Annotated in this window: 15 protein-coding genes; 12 read left to right on the forward strand and 3 right to left on the reverse strand. The window is 57.5% G+C overall.

Going from position 1 to position 18,914, the window contains the following annotated elements:
• Positions 1-67 precede the first annotated feature (67 nt).
• Complete coding sequence (ptsG, locus tag HP564_RS01550) at positions 68-1,501, forward strand: PTS glucose transporter subunit IIBC (protein WP_371239530.1); 1,434 nt, start codon at positions 68-70, stop codon at positions 1,499-1,501.
• A 45-nt stretch (positions 1,502-1,546) separates the two neighbouring features.
• Here the strand turns inward: ptsG and HP564_RS01555 are convergent, their stop codons facing one another.
• Positions 1,547-2,686, reverse strand: coding sequence for a glycoside hydrolase family 105 protein (locus HP564_RS01555; protein ID WP_371239532.1), 1,140 nt, complete (start codon positions 2,684-2,686; stop codon positions 1,547-1,549).
• A 16-nt stretch (positions 2,687-2,702) separates the two neighbouring features.
• Positions 2,703-4,286, reverse strand: coding sequence for an MFS transporter (locus tag HP564_RS01560; protein ID WP_371239534.1), 1,584 nt, complete (start codon positions 4,284-4,286; stop codon positions 2,703-2,705).
• 351 nt (positions 4,287-4,637) lie between these two features.
• On the opposite strand from HP564_RS01560, the gene hinT reads away from it, so the two are divergent.
• The 8 genes from hinT to HP564_RS01600 all read left to right on the forward strand — a co-directional run bounded on the left by hinT (position 4,638) and on the right by HP564_RS01600 (position 10,802).
• Complete coding sequence (gene hinT / locus HP564_RS01565; protein WP_081141032.1) at positions 4,638-4,988, forward strand: purine nucleoside phosphoramidase; 351 nt, start codon at positions 4,638-4,640, stop codon at positions 4,986-4,988.
• A gap of 21 nt (positions 4,989-5,009) precedes the next feature.
• On the forward strand, positions 5,010-5,378 hold the full coding sequence (locus HP564_RS01570) for a YcfL family protein (protein WP_371239536.1): 369 nt from the start codon (positions 5,010-5,012) through the stop codon (positions 5,376-5,378).
• A 10-nt stretch (positions 5,379-5,388) separates the two neighbouring features.
• The gene (lpoB, locus tag HP564_RS01575; protein ID WP_371239538.1) at positions 5,389-5,994 is read left to right on the forward strand and encodes a penicillin-binding protein activator LpoB; all 606 of its coding nucleotides are present in this window, start codon (positions 5,389-5,391) and stop codon (positions 5,992-5,994) included.
• A gap of 19 nt (positions 5,995-6,013) precedes the next feature.
• The gene (gene thiK / locus HP564_RS01580) at positions 6,014-6,793 is read left to right on the forward strand and encodes a thiamine kinase (RefSeq protein WP_371240625.1); all 780 of its coding nucleotides are present in this window, start codon (positions 6,014-6,016) and stop codon (positions 6,791-6,793) included.
• A 36-nt stretch (positions 6,794-6,829) separates the two neighbouring features.
• Positions 6,830-7,873 (forward strand): beta-N-acetylhexosaminidase, encoded by a 1,044-nt coding sequence (nagZ, locus tag HP564_RS01585; protein ID WP_371239540.1) that lies wholly within the window; start codon positions 6,830-6,832, stop codon positions 7,871-7,873.
• A 35-nt stretch (positions 7,874-7,908) separates the two neighbouring features.
• Entirely contained in the window at positions 7,909-8,451 is a 543-nt protein-coding gene (gene ycfP, locus HP564_RS01590) for an alpha/beta hydrolase YcfP (protein WP_371239542.1), read from the forward strand.
• A gap of 210 nt (positions 8,452-8,661) precedes the next feature.
• Positions 8,662-9,966 carry an NAD(P)/FAD-dependent oxidoreductase gene (locus tag HP564_RS01595; protein ID WP_371240627.1) on the forward strand — a complete coding sequence of 435 codons (1,305 nt, stop codon included), beginning with the start codon at positions 8,662-8,664 and terminating at the stop codon, positions 9,964-9,966.
• A 293-nt stretch (positions 9,967-10,259) separates the two neighbouring features.
• The gene (locus HP564_RS01600; RefSeq protein WP_371239544.1) at positions 10,260-10,802 is read left to right on the forward strand and encodes a glycine zipper 2TM domain-containing protein; all 543 of its coding nucleotides are present in this window, start codon (positions 10,260-10,262) and stop codon (positions 10,800-10,802) included.
• Positions 10,803-10,889: 87 nt separating this feature from the next.
• Here the strand turns inward: HP564_RS01600 and putA are convergent, their stop codons facing one another.
• Positions 10,890-14,840 carry a trifunctional transcriptional regulator/proline dehydrogenase/L-glutamate gamma-semialdehyde dehydrogenase gene (putA, locus tag HP564_RS01605; RefSeq protein ID WP_371239546.1) on the reverse strand — a complete coding sequence of 1,317 codons (3,951 nt, stop codon included), beginning with the start codon at positions 14,838-14,840 and terminating at the stop codon, positions 10,890-10,892.
• A gap of 448 nt (positions 14,841-15,288) precedes the next feature.
• Between putA and putP the strand changes: the two genes are divergently transcribed.
• The 3 genes from putP to efeO all read left to right on the forward strand — a co-directional run bounded on the left by putP (position 15,289) and on the right by efeO (position 18,913).
• Positions 15,289-16,773 carry a sodium/proline symporter PutP gene (putP, locus tag HP564_RS01610; protein ID WP_371239548.1) on the forward strand — a complete coding sequence of 495 codons (1,485 nt, stop codon included), beginning with the start codon at positions 15,289-15,291 and terminating at the stop codon, positions 16,771-16,773.
• Positions 16,774-16,953: 180 nt separating this feature from the next.
• Positions 16,954-17,778 carry an iron uptake transporter permease EfeU gene (efeU, locus tag HP564_RS01615; protein ID WP_371239550.1) on the forward strand — a complete coding sequence of 275 codons (825 nt, stop codon included), beginning with the start codon at positions 16,954-16,956 and terminating at the stop codon, positions 17,776-17,778.
• A gap of 13 nt (positions 17,779-17,791) precedes the next feature.
• Positions 17,792-18,913, forward strand: a complete 1,122-nt coding sequence (gene efeO / locus HP564_RS01620; protein WP_371239552.1) for an iron uptake system protein EfeO — start codon at positions 17,792-17,794, stop codon at positions 18,911-18,913.
• The last annotated feature ends 1 nt before the right edge of the window (position 18,914 follow it).

Here is an 18,914-nt window from a genome sequence, read left to right on the forward strand (position 1 = left end):
TAACAGATCCTCCCCTGTGACCCAGCGCACCGCGCAAAATCGCACTCATACTCAGGAGCTTCAGGCTATGTTCAAGAACGCATTTGCGAACCTGCAAAAGGTCGGTAAATCGCTCATGCTGCCGGTATCGGTTCTGCCGATCGCCGGCATCTTATTAGGTGTAGGTTCGGCAAACTTCAGCTGGCTGCCAGCGGTCGTTTCCCACGTAATGGCAGAGGCAGGCGGCTCAGTATTCGCCAACATGCCATTAATCTTCGCTATCGGCGTGGCGCTTGGCTTTACCAATAACGACGGTGTTTCGGCACTGGCGTCGGTGGTCGCCTACGGCATTATGGTGAAAACCATGGCAGTGGTTGCGCCGCTGGTGTTGCACCTTCCGGCAGAAGAGATTGCCGCTAAGCATCTGGCGGATACCGGTGTGCTCGGCGGTATCATCGCGGGTGCCATTGCGGCCTATATGTTTAACCGCTTCTACCGTATCAAACTGCCAGAATATCTTGGCTTCTTTGCCGGTAAGCGTTTTGTGCCCATCATTTCCGGCCTGACGGCGATCGTACTGGGCGTGCTGCTCTCCTTTATCTGGCCGCCGATTGGCACGGCTATTCAGGAGTTTTCACAGTGGGCGGCCTATCAGAACCCGGTTGTTGCGTTTGGCATTTACGGGGTGATTGAGCGTGCGCTGGTTCCGTTCGGCCTCCACCATATCTGGAACGTCCCTTTCCAGATGCAGATTGGTGAATTTACCAATGCGGCCGGTCAGGTCTTCCACGGCGATATTCCACGCTACATGGCGGGTGACCCTACCGCAGGTAAACTGTCAGGCGGCTTCCTGTTTAAAATGTATGGTCTGCCAGCGGCAGCAATTGCCATCTGGCACTCTGCGAAACCGGAAAACCGCGCGAAAGTGGGCGGTATCATGATCTCTGCTGCACTGACCGCGTTCCTGACCGGCATCACCGAGCCGATCGAGTTCTCGTTCATGTTCGTGGCACCGATCCTGTATGTCATTCACGCCATTCTGGCTGGCCTGGCGTTCCCGATCTGTATCCTGCTCGGTATGCGTGACGGCACCAGCTTCTCGCATGGTCTGATTGACTTTATCGTACTGAGCGGCAACAGCAGCAAAATCTGGCTGTTCCCGATCATCGGCATCATTTATGGTCTGGTTTACTACACCATCTTCCGCGTGCTGATTGTAAAGCTGAACCTGAAAACGCCTGGCCGCGAAGATACCACCACCGAGTCGACGTCAGCCACCGGCAGCGAAATGGCGGGCAAGCTGGTCACGGCATTTGGTGGTAAAGAGAACATCACCAACCTGGACGCCTGTATTACCCGTCTGCGCGTCAGCGTTGCCGATGTAAGCAAGGTTGACCAGAACGAGCTTAAGAGCCTTGGCGCGCGTGGCGTGGTCGTGGCGGGTTCGGGTGTGCAGGCGATTTTCGGTACGAAATCCGATAACCTGAAAACCGATATGGATGACTACATTCGCAGTATGTAATGGTCAGTAAGAAAAAGCCCCGAAAGGGGCTTTTTTTATTTCTGCTCAGAGATAGACCCGCAGATACTCCGTCAGGCAGAGCAGCGCCATCGCCTGACCATAAGGCATAGAGGTGAGTGGAACATGGCGGTAGTAGTCAAGGTCGCTGCCCATCGCCGTGCCGAACGAAACCTGCTTTAGCTCACCCTCTTCGCTGATACAACCGATGACGCCGCGCAGGGCATTCAATCCGGCAGGCAGATAATCGGCGCTGAGATAGCGCTTACGCACCGCTTTGATAATGCCGTAGGCGAAGCCCGCCGTCGCTGAGGCCTCCAGATAGCTGTCAGGATCGTCCAGCAGCGTGTGCCACAGGCCGCCTGGATGCTGGCATTCACGCAGCGCTTTCACCTGGCTTTCCAGAACCTGCTGCAGAAAGCGGCGCGTAGCGTGGTGTTCCGGCCAGTTCATCATCTCCAGAAAATCGGGGATAACGATGGTGACCCAGCTGTTGCCACGCGCCCAGCGTGCACTGGCAAAATTATGGCGTCCCTCAAAATTCCAGCCGTGAAACCATAAACCGCTCTGGCGATCCATCAGGTACTGGGTGTGCAGCAGGAACTGATAGCTCGCCTCCTCAACAAACTCCGGACGATTCAGCAGCTGCCCAATTTTTGCCAGCGCCATGACGCTCATCATCAGCGTATCATCCCATAGCTGCTGGTGGTTCTCATTGTTATAAACGATATGCTGCAGGCCACCTTGTTCGGTGCGCGGCATCTCATACATGACCCATTCTGCCCAGCGTTCCAGCACCGGACGCCAGGCAATATTGCCCGTTTCTTCATAGCGGTAAGCCAGCGTCAGGAAAGGCGCGACGGTATTAACATTCTTGGTTGGCGTGCCCTCTGCCAGGCGCACGGCGAACCAGTCGTCGATGATGCTTAACGTCTGCCGATCGCCCGTTTGCTGGTAGTAGTGCAGCATACCGTAGAGGCCGATGCCGTGCGTCCATTCCCAGCCCGCCCAGCCTTTGGTATCGATGACGCGGCCATCATCGAGACGCAGCAGAAACTCTCCCGTTTCATCGGTGATATTCACCAGGTTTTGCGTCAGTTTGTGAATCAGTTGCAACAACTCCTGACGTGGCAGCAGAAAGTCTGGTTGGCACAAAAGCGCACTCTGTTTCACGGGAAATACAGTCATGATTCATTCCTATCGTTCAAGGTCGTAGTAAGGGAGACGCTGCTGGCCGCACCGATTTCAGCGGGGGAGCGGCCGGTTTATGACGGTTAAGAAACCCGATATTGTTGTTGCCCCACAGGTTTTCGTAAGGCATCCCTGCCAGCATTTCTACCGTTTCGCGAGCTTCCGGGGTAATGCGCTCAGGCAGAACGCGGTTGGCTTCACGCATCTTCAGCGTTTCTTCGCGCAGCACGGTGTGAGTCTGAAGGTTGAGCCTGAAGCGCAGCGAGACGAGAAATCCACAGGCCAGTACGCACAGCGTACCGACGCTGAGAATGGCCAGAATGGTATGGCTGACGCCTGGTGCCTGGGTAGCCTGGCCGGAGACAAAGCCTGAGAGTTGCAGCACGATGCCAACCAGCATCACCGCGCCCGCCTGGGAAGCTTTACGAGTCAGCGTCATAATGCCAGCGAAAATGCCTTCGCGACGCTGGCCCGTGATCACTTCGTCAACGTCAGCGATGTAGGTATAGGTATTCCAGGGCACGTAGTTAATCCCGCCGCGCCCCAGACCGGCAACGGCAGAGATGAGCAGCAGCAGAGAAAAATTATCGTTCATCCCGGCATACCAGAGCCCGGCGTAAGAGAGCGCCGACAGACCGAACAGCATCACCACCAGGCGGTAGGCAGGGGCGGGCCCCATGCGGATGCAGAGCGGGATCATGCCCATGACCGCGATAAACTGAAGCACGGCCATGGTACCCATCAGGCTGGAGGCGATCTGCGCGCTCTGCATCAGCACAAACACCACATACCAGGTAAACACCGCGTTAAAGACGTCCTGCGCGATGTAGCCACCCAGATACATCCCCAGGTGCTGGCGAAAAATGCGGATACGCAGCGTGGAGGCAAGCTCCACATAGAGACGCCGGATATTCTGGCTGAGCGAAAGCTGGCGCTTTTCTTCCTCGGCGCGGCGCGATTCTGCGGAGAAATCGTCTGGGCTGCGCTCCCAGGTAAAGCGCCAGACCAGCGTCAGCACCAGCGCACAGATGACCGAAAAGACCAGGCTGGCATAGAAAAACGACAGCGGGTTTTCTTTACCTAACGCGCTAATCAATATACCCGGCAGGAAGGCTGCAAGAATGGCTGACAGCTGTGCCAGCGCAATACGCGCGCCAGAGAAGCGCGTTTTCTGTTTGAAATCGTCAGTCATCTCAGGCACCAGCGTTTCATAGGGCACCAGAATCATGGTATAGACGATATCAAACAGCAGGTAGGTGGCGAGATACCACCAGAATCCCATATCGCTCAGCCACATCAGGCTATAGCTAAAGACGCAGGGTATGCCGAGCAGGATAAAGAATTTGCGACGGCCGAAGCGCTTACCGAGCCATGTCGAACCAAAATTATCGGTCAGAAAGCCCATCAGTGGGCTGACCACAGCATCCAGCACGCGTGCAGCTGCAAAAATAAAGGTCGCTTCGATGGGCGTCAGCCCGCAGAAGGTGGTGTAGAAATAGAGCAGCCAGGCGGCCGTGAGTGCCGTGGTGCCTGCACCGAGAAAATCCCCGGAGCCATAAGCCAGATAGTGGCCGAAACCAATTTTACGTGAGCGCATACGAGTGCTCCTTTATCGCCGTTGACAGACATCCCTTGTATCCCGGACTACCCACTCGGAATGGTTAGAAAGTAGAGCGCCAGCGCGGGGCAAACCTTCGCAATTCCGACACAGGCTGAAGTGGAATGGCAAAAACACAAAGAAAAGGGCGGTGCGATTCTAATTTATAAAACAGCGTTTCATTTTAAGGTGGGCCAGAGTCACAATTTTCACAGCGGCGCACGGCGAGAAAGAGGGATGAAATGATGCAAAGGCAGGCAGTTAATCGGGGAAAAGCGGTGCTGAACTTGAAAGAAAACAATTTCCTCACGCATACTGATCGACTGTTAATCAGGCTAAAGGAATTGCACCATGGCTGAAGAAACCATTTTCAGTAAAATCATCCGTCGCGAAATCCCTGCCGACGTGGTGTATCAGGATGAACTGGTCACGGCATTTCGTGATATCTCTCCTAAAGCGCCAACCCATATTCTGATTGTCCCTAATGTCTTGATCCCCACGGCCAACGATGCGCTGCCCGCGCACGAGCAGGCGCTGGGCCGCCTTTTCACCGTTGCGGCTAAAATCGCGCGCGCTGAAGGAATCGACGAGGATGGCTATCGCCTCATCGTCAACTGTAATCGTCATGGCGGCCAGGAGGTTTATCACATTCATATGCATTTGCTCGGCGGCCGTCCGCTGGGTCCGATGCTGGCCGACTGATTTTCCATACGGAAGCGAGTTATGCGCCAATGGCTAATGTGCCTGCCGCTCCTGCTGACGCTGGCAGGCTGTAGCAGCGACAAACCAAAAATCGATACGTCACAGTCACTGGTCATGGAGTCCTCGGTGCTCTCGGCCGGCATTATTACCGACGAGCCGGTACTGGATGAAGAGGATGGACAGCAGCGTGCGCGCAGCGTGCTCTACAACCAGCGTGAAACGCCGGTGGTTATCCACTATCGTTACTACTGGTATGACGACAAAGGACTCGAAATTACGCCGCGTGAACCGGCACAAATGGTTACTGTTCCGGCGCACGGCAGCATTGTCGCCGCTTCCCAAATGGGCAACCTGACGGCCAGCAAGGTTCGTCTTTACTTGTATCTCTAAGGACTGTTTCGTGATTCGCCGACTCCCTCGTTCCGGAGCGTTACTGATGGCGCTCATCCTCTCCGGCTGTGTGATTAAACAGCAGCAGCCTGCGCCCGTAGAACCGACGCAACCTGCTGAACCCACGCAGCCGCAGCCCGTGCCGCAGCCACAGCCTGTGCCGGAGCCGACACAGCCCGTGCCGCAGCCACCTAAACTGAAAACCGTTGACTGGGATGCCAGCGTACAGCCGCTGGTGGCACAGATGCTGAACGCCTCTGGTAGCGTCGCGCCCGGCAGCGTGCTCATGGTTGACCGCATCAAAAACAGCACCAACGGCGCGTTGCAGAGCGAAAAAGCCACCGATGCAATCCAGAACGCGCTGGCTAACAACGGCAAGTTTACGCTGGTGACTAACGATCAGCTGGCGCAGGCCAAGCAGACGCTGGGCCTTTCGCCTGACGACAGCCTCAATTCGCGCAGCAAGGCGATTGGCCTGGCCCGCACGCTAAACGCGCAGTATGTGCTCTACAGTACGGCGAAAGGCGATGTTAAAACCCCCACGCTGCAGATGCAGCTCATGCTGGTGCAGACCGGGGAAATAATCTGGTCAGGCAAGGGTGTCGCCCAGAACTGATTCGCTGCTGCTGGCGCACATCGCGAAAAAAGTGCCGGGCCTGACGCCCGGTCGCCTGACCCCGCTTCAGGGACTGACCGGCCAGAGCAGTAAGCTGGAAACCAGGCAGGGCACTTTTATTGTGCGTCCCGCGCCGCCGCTGCCGATTCCCTTTGTCGATCGCCAGCGCGAAGCGCGTTTGCTGCGTAAGCTTTCCAGCAGCGGTCTGACGCCGCGCCCGATTGTCGGCGACGCCGGGCTGCTGGTGCTACCGTGGCAGGCAGGCGAGTCGCTTTCTCCGCAGGCGTTTCATCAGCGCAGCAGAGAGGTGGTCGTGCTGCTGTTGCGCCTGCATCGTCAGCCGCTGACCGGTTACAGGCTGTGCCTGTTGCCGCTGCTTGAGCGTTACTGGCAGCTCTGCCGGCAGCGCCAGGCGGGCTGGCAGCGTGCGCTGCGGCAGCTCCAGCGTGTCGGGGAGCCTCGGCCGCTGCGCCTGGCGCCGCTGCATATGGATGTGCACAGCGGAAACCTGATAGCAAACGCGCAAGGACTGCATCTGATTGACTGGGAATACGCTGCGGACGGCGATGTGGCACTGGAGCTGGCCGCGCTGTGCGCCTCAGATCCCGATCGCCACGATCGCTGGCTGGAGAGCTATGCGCAGGCAGCCCGACTCTCTACCGTGCAGCTGACGTATCAGGTCGCGCGCTGGCAACCCTGGCTGCGTCTCCTGATGGCCAGCTGGTATCAGCTGCGTGCTGAGCAGAGCAGTGATGAACAGCTGCTTCAGCTGGCGCAGCAAAGCTGGCAATACATTTAATTTGCGCGGCGTCCGACGCCGCGCCAGGAACAGATTATGACAACGCAATTTCCCGGCCCGCTGATGCTGGATGTCGAAGGCTTTGAACTGGACGCTGAAGAGCGCGAAATCCTGAAGCATCCCACCGTGGGCGGGGTGATCCTGTTTGCTCGCAACTACCACGATCCCGCGCAGCTGGCTGAGCTGGTGCGCCAGATCCGCCTCGCTTCGCACACCCGGCTGCTGGTGGCTGTCGATCAGGAGGGCGGACGCGTTCAGCGTTTCCGCGACGGTTTTACCACCTTACCGGCGATGCAGTCTTTTGCTGCGCTGCAGGATACCGACACCGGCGGTGACCTGGCACAGCAGGCTGGCTGGCAGATGGCGGCGGAGATGATCGCCATGGATATCGACATCAGCCTCGCACCGGTGCTGGATCTGGGCCATATCAGTGCCGCCATTGGCGACCGCGCCTTTCATGAGGATCCCCAGATTGCCCTGGCCATGGCGCGCCGCTTTATCGCCGGGATGCATGAGGCGGGCATGAAAACCACGGGCAAACACTTCCCGGGCCACGGTGCGGTCAGTGCGGATTCCCATAAAGAGACGCCGCGCGACCCGCGCGATATGCAGGCCCTGCGTCGCCACGATATGGCGATCTTCCAGGCGCTGTTTGATGAGGGCGCGCTGGACGCGGTGATGCCCGCGCACGTTATCTATACTGAGATCGATCCCTTGCCCGCCAGCGGCTCACCCTTCTGGCTAAAGCGCGTGCTGCGTAAAGAGCTCGGCTTCGATGGCGTCATCTTCTCTGACGATCTGTCGATGGAGGGGGCGGCGGTAATGGGCAGCTATGCCGCGCGTGCGCAGCAGTCGCTGTCGGCCGGATGCGACATGATCCTGGTTTGCAATCATCGCGAAGGGGCGGTCAGCGTACTGGATAATTTGATCGCGATCGGCGCTGAACGCGTGCCGCGCCTGTACCATCAGGGAACCTTTACTCGCCAGATGCTGCAACAGAGCGCGCGCTGGAAGCAGAATGCGCAGCAGCTGAGCCAGCTGCAGGCTCGCTGGCTGGAACATAAAGCGTCAGGAAAATAAGTCTTTCTCCTGGCGCATACACGCTGAGGAGAGTCATGATTATCTATCTGCACGGCTTCGATTCCAACAGTCCCGGCAACCATGAAAAGGTGCTGCAGCTTCAGTTTATTGATCCTGATGTCAGGCTGATGAGCTACAGCACCCGCCATCCTAAACATGACATGCAGTTCCTGCTGAAAGAGACCGATAAAATTCTGACGCAGAGCAGCAGCGATCAGGCGCTGATCTGCGGCGTTGGACTCGGCGGCTACTGGGCGGAGCGCATCGGCTTTCTTTGCGGCATCCGGCAGGCGATCTTTAACCCCAATCTGTTTCCTTTTGAGAACATGGAGGGAAAAATTGATCGACCTGAAGAGTATCTCGACATTGCCACTAAGTGTGTCAGCGACTTTCGCGAGAAAAACCGTGACCGCTGCCTGGTGTTTCTCTCCCGTCATGATGAGGCGCTCAACAGCCAGCGCAGTGCAGAGACGCTGCATCCCTTTTATGAGATTATCTGGGACGATGTTGAAACCCATAAGTTTAAAAATATCTCACCGCATCTTCAGCGAATAAACGCTTTCAAAACATTATCTTAAATGCTCGGGCGCCGTTCTGGCGTCCGGCAACTTTGCGTAATATTCCGAGTTGTTTGCAGAGCGATTGATGTGGATCAATTTTGGTATGACCATCTTCCCTGCCCATGTTATTCTGCCCTCAGCAGCGATTTTAACTTCGCCAACCCTATGTTTATTAAGGTTTAATTTAACCATTAATTAACTATTGGTTCACATCTTGAGGGGGTCTTGTTGACTACATCCATGAAAAAAATCGTTATTGTCGGCGGCGGCGCGGGCGGGCTTGAGATGGCCACGCAGCTGGGTCATAAACTGGGCCGTAAGAAAAAGGCTGAGATTATCCTGGTTGACCGCAACCACAGCCACCTGTGGAAACCGCTGCTGCATGAAGTGGCCACCGGTTCGATGGACGAGGGCATTGATGCGCTGAGTTACCTGGCACATGCGCGCAATCATGGTTTCCAGTTTCAACTGGGTTCACTGACCAACATCAACCGTGACAATAAAACCATTGAGCTGGCGGAGATGCGTGATGACAACGGCGAAGTGCTGGTACCACAGCGCGAGCTGGCCTATGACACGCTGGTGATGGCGCTGGGCAGCACCTCAAACGACTTCGGCACGCCGGGCGTAAAAGATCACTGCATTTTTCTTGATAACCCGCACCAGGCGCGTCGCTTCCACAATGAGATGCTTAACCAGTTCCTGAAATTCTCCGCCAGTGAAGGGCGTCTGGACAAGGTGAATATCGCTATCGTGGGAGGCGGTGCCACTGGCGTAGAGCTGTCGGCAGAGCTGCATAATGCGGTGAAACAGCTGCACAGCTATGGCTATAAAGGGCTGAGCAGCGAAGCGCTGAACGTTACGCTGGTGGAGGCGGGCGAGCGTATTCTGCCGGCACTGCCTCCGCGTATTTCTGCCGCTGCGCACAGCGAACTGACCAAGCTGGGCGTGCGCGTACTGACGCAAACGATGGTGACCAGCGCCGATAAAAACGGGCTTCACACCAAAGGCGGTGAATTTATTGAGGCAGATTTAATGGTCTGGGCTGCCGGCATTAAAGCGCCCGATTTCCTGAAAGAGATCGGCGGGCTGGAAACGAACCGCATCAATCAGCTGGTGGTAAAAGAGACGCTGCAAACCACGCTGGATGACAATATCTACGCTATCGGCGACTGCGCCTCCTGTGCGCTGCCCTCAGGTGGCTTCGTGCCGCCGCGCGCCCAGTCAGCTCACCAGATGGCGTCGCGTGCCATGGAGAATATTCTTGCCCAGCGCAGCGGTAAGCCACTCAAAGCCTACGTCTATAAAGATCATGGCTCGCTGGTGTCGCTCTCTCGCTTTAGTACCGTCGGCAGTCTGATGGGTAACCTGATGCGCGGCTCAATGATGGTCGAAGGGCGCATTGCGCGTTTTGTCTACATCTCCTTGTACCGTATGCATCAGATTGCGCTCCACGGCTACTTCAAAACCGGCCTGATGATGCTGGTCGGCAGCCTGAACCGCGTGCTGCGGCCGCGTCTCAAGTTGCACTAATGATTTCAGGCGGCGCAAGCCGCCTTTCTCTCGATTTTCCCGCCTTTTATCTCGCTGATCCATCAGGTGAATTAACCAAAAATGGGGCTGGCGCGCCGCTTCGGAACTCTCTGAAAAGGTGGTACTGCCACGCCTGCGCTGCGTTTTCCTCCATTAATCTGATGTTGCAATTTCGGGCCATCTGCAAAACTTTCCTCACTGAGTACGGCGGGTCGTGCACGCCGTCTGTGCTTCAGCGACAGGGGCATCGTCGCAGCACGCATGCACGGTATCAACTTCAGGAGGATAATCCTGTGAATAAATCAATGTTAGCGGGTATCGGTATCGGTGTAGCCGCGGCGCTGGGTGTCGCTGCCGTTGCCAGCATGGATGTATTTGACCGTGGTCCGCAATATGCACAGGTGCTTTCAGCAACACCGATTAAAGAGAGCATTAAGCAGCCGCGACAGGAGTGTCGCAACGTCACGCTGACCCATCGTCGTGCGGTGCAGGATGAAAACCGTATCGCGGGTTCCGTGCTGGGCGCGGTGGCCGGTGGTGTACTGGGTCATCAGTTTGGCGGCGGACGCGGGCGCGATGTGGCTACGGTCGCCGGTGCGCTGGCGGGTGGCTACGCGGGTAACCAGGTGCAGGGTAGCCTGCAGGATCGCGACACCTACACGACGTCAGAGCAACGTTGTAAAACAGTTTACGATAAACAAGAAAAGATGCTGGGTTATGATGTGACCTATAAAATAGGCAACCAGCAGGGCAAAATCCGCATGGAGAATGACCCTGGCACCCGCATTCCGCTGGACCGTAACGGCCAGCTTATCCTGAATAATAATCAGGCTTAACTGGGCAAAGATTCCCACACAGCACGTAATAATGAAAAAGGCCCATCTTGCGATGGGCCTTTTTTTATCCGGCTTGCGCGAGGGTCATCAGCCGATAGTCATCAGGCTGGCGTTGCCGCCTGCCGCTGCCGTATTCACGCTCAGCGATCGTTCAATCAGCAGCCGTTCCAGCAGCAGCTGGGTTTCACCACGGGCAAAGCCCTGTACCGAGACGATCGCGCCGTCGCGTTCCGCAATCTGCTCACACAGCGCGCGTAGCTGATCGGCATCGCCGTGATAGATCACCGCGTCAAAATGGGTAGCAAAGTGATCCTTCGCCAGCGCAACGCGCGCCTGCACCGAATGCGGCAGGGTGTTGCGCAGCGTGCGATGCAGCTCATCATCTGGCCACAGCGCCTGGCTACCCACGCTGGTCACGGCCGCCAGCTGGACCAGCGCATCCTGCTCATTATCCGCCAGGCAGAGCACGCGCTCACGCGGCAGCAGGGAGAAGGTATTGCGCTCGCCGGTCGGGCCGGTCAGCAGGCGCACGGTGCCCGCCTGCGCCAGGGTCGCATAGCGCTGGCAAAGCGTAGCCAGTGCCGGCTTGTCCTGCTGCGCCCAGGCCGTCAGCGCTTTGTGTGGCTCCAGCAGCGCCTCACGCAGCGTGCCGTCGACCGGGCATTCAGCATCCTGACGCGTAAAGGTCGTGCTGAGCGCGTCATCTGGACGGCTGGAGAGCAGGCGGTAGAGATAGAGCGGGCCCCCTGCTTTCGGTCCCGTACCCGACAGGCCTTCACCGCCGAACGGCTGTACGCCCACCACGGCACCGACCATATTACGGTTAACGTAGAGGTTGCCGACTTTGGCATTCGCCGTTACCTGCGCAATGGTTTCGTCAATGCGGGTGTGCACGCCCAGCGTCAGGCCGTAGCCGCCTGCGTTGATCTGCTCAATAAGCTGCGGCAGGGCGTTGCGTGCGAAGCGCACGACGTGCAGCACCGGACCAAAAATCTCTTTGTCGAGATCGCTGACCTGGCTCAGCTCGATTAGCGTGGGCTTGATAAAGGTGCCGCTCTGCCACTCTACGCTGTCCTGCGGATTCTCCTGTACTGCCTGATAGACGCTGTTGCCTTTATTGCGCATCGCCTGGATATGGCGCTCAATTCCGGCTTTCGCCTCGGCGTCGATGACCGGGCCGATGTCAGTGGAGAGGCGTTCCGGGTTGCCCATGCGGTACTCGGCCATCGCGCCGCGCAGCATTTTCAGCGTGTGATCTGCGACGTCCTCCTGAATACAGAGCAGGCGCAGCGCCGAGCAGCGCTGACCCGCACTGTCAAACGCGGAGGCGACAATATCCATCACCACCTGCTCTGTCAGCGCGGAGGAGTCGACGATCATCGCATTGAGCCCGCCCGTTTCTGCAATCAGCGGCGTCGGACGGCCCTGTGGATCGAGACGACCGGCAAGGTTGCGCTGCAGCAGCGTCGCAACGGCGGTCGAGCCGGTAAACATCACGCCGCGTACGCGCGGATCGCGCGTCAGCTGGGCGCCGACGGTTTCGCCATTGCCTGGCAGCAGCTGCAGTACACCGGCAGGAACGCCTGCGTCGAGCAGGATCTGCACCGCCTGAGCAGCGATGAGCGGGGTCTGCTCAGCAGGCTTAGCCAGCACGCTGTTGCCGGCCGCCAGCGCTGCAGCGACCTGGCCGGTGAAGATGGCCAGCGGGAAGTTCCACGGGCTGATGCAGACCACCGGGCCAAGCGGACGATGGGTTTCGTTATCGAAATCGTGACGTACCATGCCTGCGTAGTAGCGCAGAAAATCCACCGCCTCACGCACTTCGGCGATGGCGTTGTTGTAGGTTTTGCCCGCTTCACGAACCAGGATGCCGATCAGCTGCTGCATCCCGTCTTCCATATGCTGTGCGGCACGGTCGAGGATGGCGGCGCGCTCATCTGGCGGCGTGGCGAACCAGATTGGACCGGCGTTAACGGCAGCATCCAGCGCCAGCGACACCTCTTCTTCACTGGCTTCGCGTACCTGGCCGACAACATCACCCGGTGCGGCAGGATTAAGCACCGGACGACTTTCTCCCTCGCCCAGTTTGCCATCAATTATCGGCTGAGCCAGCCAGGGATGGGTGGCACTGCTCAGCAGGGCGCTGGAGAGCGAGGCCAGACGATGCTCGTTAGCCATATCGATGCCGGCCGAGTTGCTGCGTCCTGCGCCATAGAGGTCGCGCGGCAGGGGAATTTTTGGATGCGGCAGACCAATCGCGCCTTCGCTCGCGCCCAGCTTTTCTACCGCGGCAACCGGATCGGCCACCAGCTCATCAATCGGTAGTGAGGTGTCGGCAATCCGGTTAACAAAAGAGGTGTTCGCACCGTTTTCCAGCAGGCGACGCACCAGATAGGCGAGCAGGGTTTCATGGGTGCCAACCGGCGCATAGATACGGCACGGGCGATTCAGCTTGCCGTCCGCGACTTTGCCGACCACCTGCTCATAGAGGGGCTCGCCCATGCCGTGCAGGCACTGGAACTCATACTGGCCCGGGTAGTAGTTATTGCCCGCCAGCTGATAGATCGCCGCCAGCGTATGGGCGTTGTGCGTTGCAAACTGCGGATAGATCAGATTTGGCACCGCCAGCAGCTTACGCGCGCAGGCAAGATAAGAGATGTCGGTATAGACCTTACGTGTATAGACCGGATAACCCTCCAGGCCCTCCACCTGGGCGCGTTTGATTTCGCTGTCCCAGTAAGCACCTTTCACCAGACGGATCATCAGACGACGACGGCTACGCTGAGCCAGGTCGATCAGCGAGTCGATCACAAACGGGCAGCGTTTCATATAGGCCTGAATAACAAAGCCGATGCCGTTCCAGCCTTCCAGCTCAGGCTCAAAGCAGAGCTTCTCCAGTAGATCGAGCGACAACTCCAGTCGGTCAGCCTCTTCAGCATCAATATTGATACCGATGTCGTAGGAGCGTGCCAGCAGCGTCAGGGATTTCAGGATCGGGTAGAGCTCTTCCATCACGCGGGCGTACTGGGCGCGACTATAGCGCGGATGCAGCGCAGAGAGCTTGATAGAGATGCCTGGTCCTTCATAGATGCCGCGGCCGTTTGACGCTTTGCCAATGGCGTGGATCGCCTGCTGGTAGGAGAGCAGATAGGCTTTAGCATCGCTGGCGGTCAGCGCCGCTTCGCCCAGCATATCGTAGGAATAGCGGAAGCCTTTCTCTTCCAGCTTGCGCGCGTTCGCCAGCGCCTCAGCAATGGTTTCGCCGGTGACAAACTGTTCACCCATCAGGCGCATCGCCATATCGACGCCTTTACGGATCAGCGGCTCGCCGCTCTTACCGATAATGCGGTTTAGCGATCGCGACATGTTTGCTTCGTTGTGAGTCGACACCAGACGCCCGGTGAACAGCAATCCCCAGGTGGCTGCGTTGACAAACAGAGAAGGGCTGCGACCAAGGTGCGACTGCCAGTTGCCGTTACTGATTTTGTCGCGGATCAGCGCGTCACGTGTGGGCTTATCGGGAATACGCAGCAGCGCTTCGGCCAGACACATCAGCGCGACGCCCTCCTGGGAGGAGAGTGAGAACTCCTGCAGCAGGCTTTGCACCATTCCAGCGCGTCCGGTTGCCCCTTTTTGGTGCCGTAGCTTGTCGGCAAGCTGATAAGCGAGCTGATGCGTTTTTTCCGCCAGCGAAGCGGGCAGGCGAGCCTGCTCCAGCAGCATCGGGACCGCGTCAGTCTCAGGACGCCGCCAGGCAGCAGTTATGGCAGCACGGGCTACCGACTGCGGCAGAATATGCTCGGCGAAATCCAGGAAGGGCTGATGCGTTTCTTCCGGTGTGATTTCGTCGGGCTCTGCCAGCGTGCCTGCCGCGACCGGGATCTCCGGCAGCGCATCGCCGCTTTCCAGCTGGCCAAGATAGCTAAAAATGGCCTGCTTAATCAGCCAGTGTGGGGTGCGGTCGATCTGCTGCGCCGCCAGTTTAATGCGTTCGCGGGTGGCTTCATCCAGCTTCACACCCATGGTAGTCGTGCCCATGACGTCATTGCTCCTGTGTCTGTATCTTACTGCGTGGGCAGCACTATTACTGATGTTGCAACTTTGTGCAACCGTGTTAAGTGTGACCTGTGTAGCAGCCTTTTTAATGATTAATTTGTTAACACTAAAAAGACGGCATGGAACTTGCTGCAAGAATCTCGCCAGATTGTCATGACGCTAACTGATTGCATTGCTGGAGGTTTGAAAAGGTGCAACTCGCGAACTGTGAGCCAGTGCAACCTGTTAACAAAATTCAGGCATTACCAGGTGAAATCGCTGTAATGCTTGTGTTAAATCCATTGTGCGCGTCGCACCTTTCCGGCAGGATACCGCGCCTCAGGAAACGTCGGGCGCCTGAATCTGGACAAAGCCTGCTGCCTTACCCCGTTCCGGTAAGCGAGCAGCGTGCGGTTTCTCTCGGGAAATCAACTATAAAGTGGAGAGACGAATGAGTGTAAGCACACCGATGCTGGTGACTTTTGTAATTTATATCCTTGGGATGGTGCTGATAGGCTTTGTGGCCTATCGATCTACAAAAAACTTTGATGATTACATTTTGGGTGGGCGTAGCCTTGGCAGCGTTGTCACCGCGCTATCGGCAGGCGCGTCTGATATGAGCGGCTGGCTGCTGATGGGGCTGCCGGGCGCGATCTTTCTGTCGGGTATCTCAGAAAGCTGGATTGCGATCGGCCTGACGGTGGGGGCCTGGCTTAACTGGAAAATTGTTGCGGGCCGTCTGCGCGTGCAGACTGAGCATCACGACAACGCGCTGACCCTGCCGGACTTTTTTACCAGCCGCTTTGAAGATAAAAGCAAGATCCTGCGCGTTATCTCGGCGCTGGTTATCCTGATCTTCTTTACCATTTACTGTGCTTCAGGCGTTGTGGCCGGGGCGCGTCTGTTCGAAAGCACCTTCGGGATGAGCTATGAAACGGCGCTGTGGGCCGGTGCGGCAGCCACCATTCTCTATACGCTGGTGGGCGGCTTTTTGGCCGTAAGCTGGACTGATACCGTGCAGGCGAGCCTGATGATTTTCGCCCTGATCCTGACGCCGGTTATCGTGATCGTTGCCGTAGGCGGCCTGGATGATTCGCTGGCGGTCATCAGGGCGAAGAGCCTTGAAAACCTCGATATGCTGAAGGGGCTCAATTTTGTTGCGGTGATCTCACTGCTGGGCTGGGGGCTGGGCTATTTTGGCCAGCCGCATATCCTGGCGCGCTTTATGGCGGCCGATTCTCACCGCTCTATCCGCACGGCACGTCGTATCGGCATGGCATGGATGGTGTTGTGTCTGGCGGGTGCGGTAGCGGTTGGTTTCTTCGGTATCGCTTACTTCCAGAACCATCCTGAGCAGGCGGCGGGCGTAAGCGGTAACGGCGAGCGCGTCTTTATCGAACTGGCGCGTATTCTGTTTAACCCGTGGATTGCCGGGATTCTGCTGTCGGCTATTCTGGCGGCGGTCATGTCGACCCTGAGCTGTCAGCTGCTGGTCTGTTCCAGCGCCCTGACCGAAGATCTCTACAAAGGTTTCCTGCGCAAAAATGCCAGCCAGAAAGAGCTGGTGTGGTTTGGACGCGGAATGGTGCTGCTGGTGGCGCTGATCGCTATTGCACTGGCATCAAACCCGGATAACCGCGTGCTGGGGCTAGTGAGCTACGCCTGGGCAGGCTTTGGCGCCGCCTTTGGTCCGGTGGTGCTGTTTGGCGTCTGCTGGAAACGCATGACCCGCAATGGCGCGCTGGCGGGGATGATTATCGGTGCCGGCACCGTGCTGATCTGGAAACAGTATGGCTGGCTGGATCTGTATGAAATCATTCCAGGCTTTGCCTTTGCCAGTATCGCAATTGTGGTGTTTAGCCTGACGGGACGTGCGCCGTCCGCGGCGGCTCAGCAGCGCTTTGAGGCTGCCGAGGCAGAATACCTGGCCAAATAAGCTCTCTTTATGTGCAGGCCCGCTTTCCCTGTTGAGAGCGGGCTTTTTAATGCCTGTCATTCACGAAATAATTTCCGCAGATTACTTGTTTTTTAACTGGCGATAATGATAATCGGTATCGTTCGTATTTTACTTAACTTTACCCCTGACTGACGCTGCTTAACATTCAAGAGGTCGGCGATGTTTGTTCCCTTTCTCATTATGCTGCGCGAGGGGCTGGAAGCAGCTCTGATCGTCAGCCTGATCGCCAGCTACCTGAAACGCACCGGCCGCGCCCAGTGGTTTCCCGCGCTCTGGGCTGGCGTCGCTGTCGCCGCCGCGCTCTGCCTGGCACTCGGTATTTTTATCAACCAGACCACCGGTGAGTTTCCGCAAAAAGAGCAGGAGCTGTTTGAGGGGATTGTGGCGGTGATTGCCGTGGCGATCCTGACCTCTATGGTGTTCTGGATGCGCAAAGTGGCGCGCAATATGCGGACAGAGCTGGAACAGGCAGTCGATCAGGCACTGGGTCGCTCCGGGCGTGGCGGGCTGGCACTGGTGCTGATGGTCTTTCTGGCCGTTGCGCGTGAAGGGCTGGAGTCGGTGTTCTTCCTGCTGGCTGCGTTCACACAGGATGTCGGCTATGCACCGCCCGTCGGCGCAGTACTGGGATTAGTGACCGCCGTGGCGCTCGGTATGCTGCTTTACTGGGGAGGCGTGCGCATCAATATGGCGAATTTCTTCCGCTGGACCAGCCTGTTTATTCTGTTTGTCGCGGCCGGGCTGGCGGCAGGCGCTGTCCGCGCTTTCCATGAGGCTGGCATCTGGAACCATTTACAGGGTATTGCCTTCGATCTGAGCCCGGTCCTCTCCACGCATTCACTGTTCGGCACGCTGCTTGAGGGCGTACTCGGCTATCAGGAAACGCCGAGCATCAGTGAAGTAGGGGTCTATTTTCTCTATCTCATCCCGGCACTGCTGCTGTTTGTCATGCCCGCGCGCCCGACGCGCCAACTCTCCACTTAACAGGGATATAACTATGATGATTCGCTTTCGCCGCAAAACGCTGCTGGCTTCACTGATGGCGCTCTCCGCAACCGCGGCGGCGGCCGATATTCCACAGGTCAGGGTGAACGTGACGGATAAGCAGTGCGAGCCTGAGCAGCTGACGGTCAAAGCCGGGAAAACCCAGTTTCTGATTAAAAACAGCAGCCAGAAAGCGCTGGAATGGGAGATTCTGAAGGGCGTGCTGGTGGTAGAGGAGCGCGAAAACATCGCGCCAGGCTTCAGCCAGAAACTGACTGCAAACCTTGAAGCGGGCGAGTATGAAATGACCTGCGGTTTGCTGAGTAACCCTAAGGGCAAACTGATCGTTGAAGAGGGCAGCACATCAGCGGCGAAAAGCGGCAAGTCTGGCGTCCTCTCACTGGCGGGCCCGGTGACCGGGTATAAAGCGTATGTCATGCAGGAAGTAGCGCAGCTGGTTGCGGGCACTGAGGCTTTTACCCATGCGGTAAAGTCAGGCGATATCGAGAAAGCCAGAGCGCTGTATGCCCCGACGCGCCAGCACTATGAGCGTATCGAGCCGATCGCCGAGCTGTTCTCCGATCTCGACGGCAGCATCGACGCGCGTGAAGATGATTACGAACAAAAAGCGGAAGATCCTAAATTTACCGGTTTCCATCGTCTGGAGAAGGCGCTGTTCAGCGATAACAACACCACCGGTATGGAAGGCTACGCGACCCAGCTCAATCGCGACGTACAGGATCTGCAAACCCGCATCAGCGAGCTGGCCTTCCCGCCGGCGAAAGTGGTGGGCGGGGCGGCAGGCCTGATTGAAGAGGTCGCCTCCAGCAAGATTTCCGGCGAAGAGGATCGCTACAGCCGTACCGACCTGTGGGATTTTCAGGCGAATATTGATGGCGCGCAGAAAATTGTCGATCTGTTGCGTCCTCAGCTACAGCAGGCCAATCCCCGTCTGCTGGCGAAGATTGACGGCAATTTCAAAAAAGTTGACGCCATTCTGACAAAGTACCGCAGCGGAGAAGGTTTCACCTCGTATGAAAAACTGACCAGCACAGATCGTAATGCGCTCAAGGGGCCGATCACCGCGCTGGCGGAAGATCTCTCCCTGCTGCGCGGGACTTTAGGACTGGATTGAT

This window comes from Pantoea sp. KPR_PJ, from assembly GCF_041386365.1.
GTDB lineage: Bacteria > Pseudomonadota > Gammaproteobacteria > Enterobacterales > Enterobacteriaceae > Pantoea.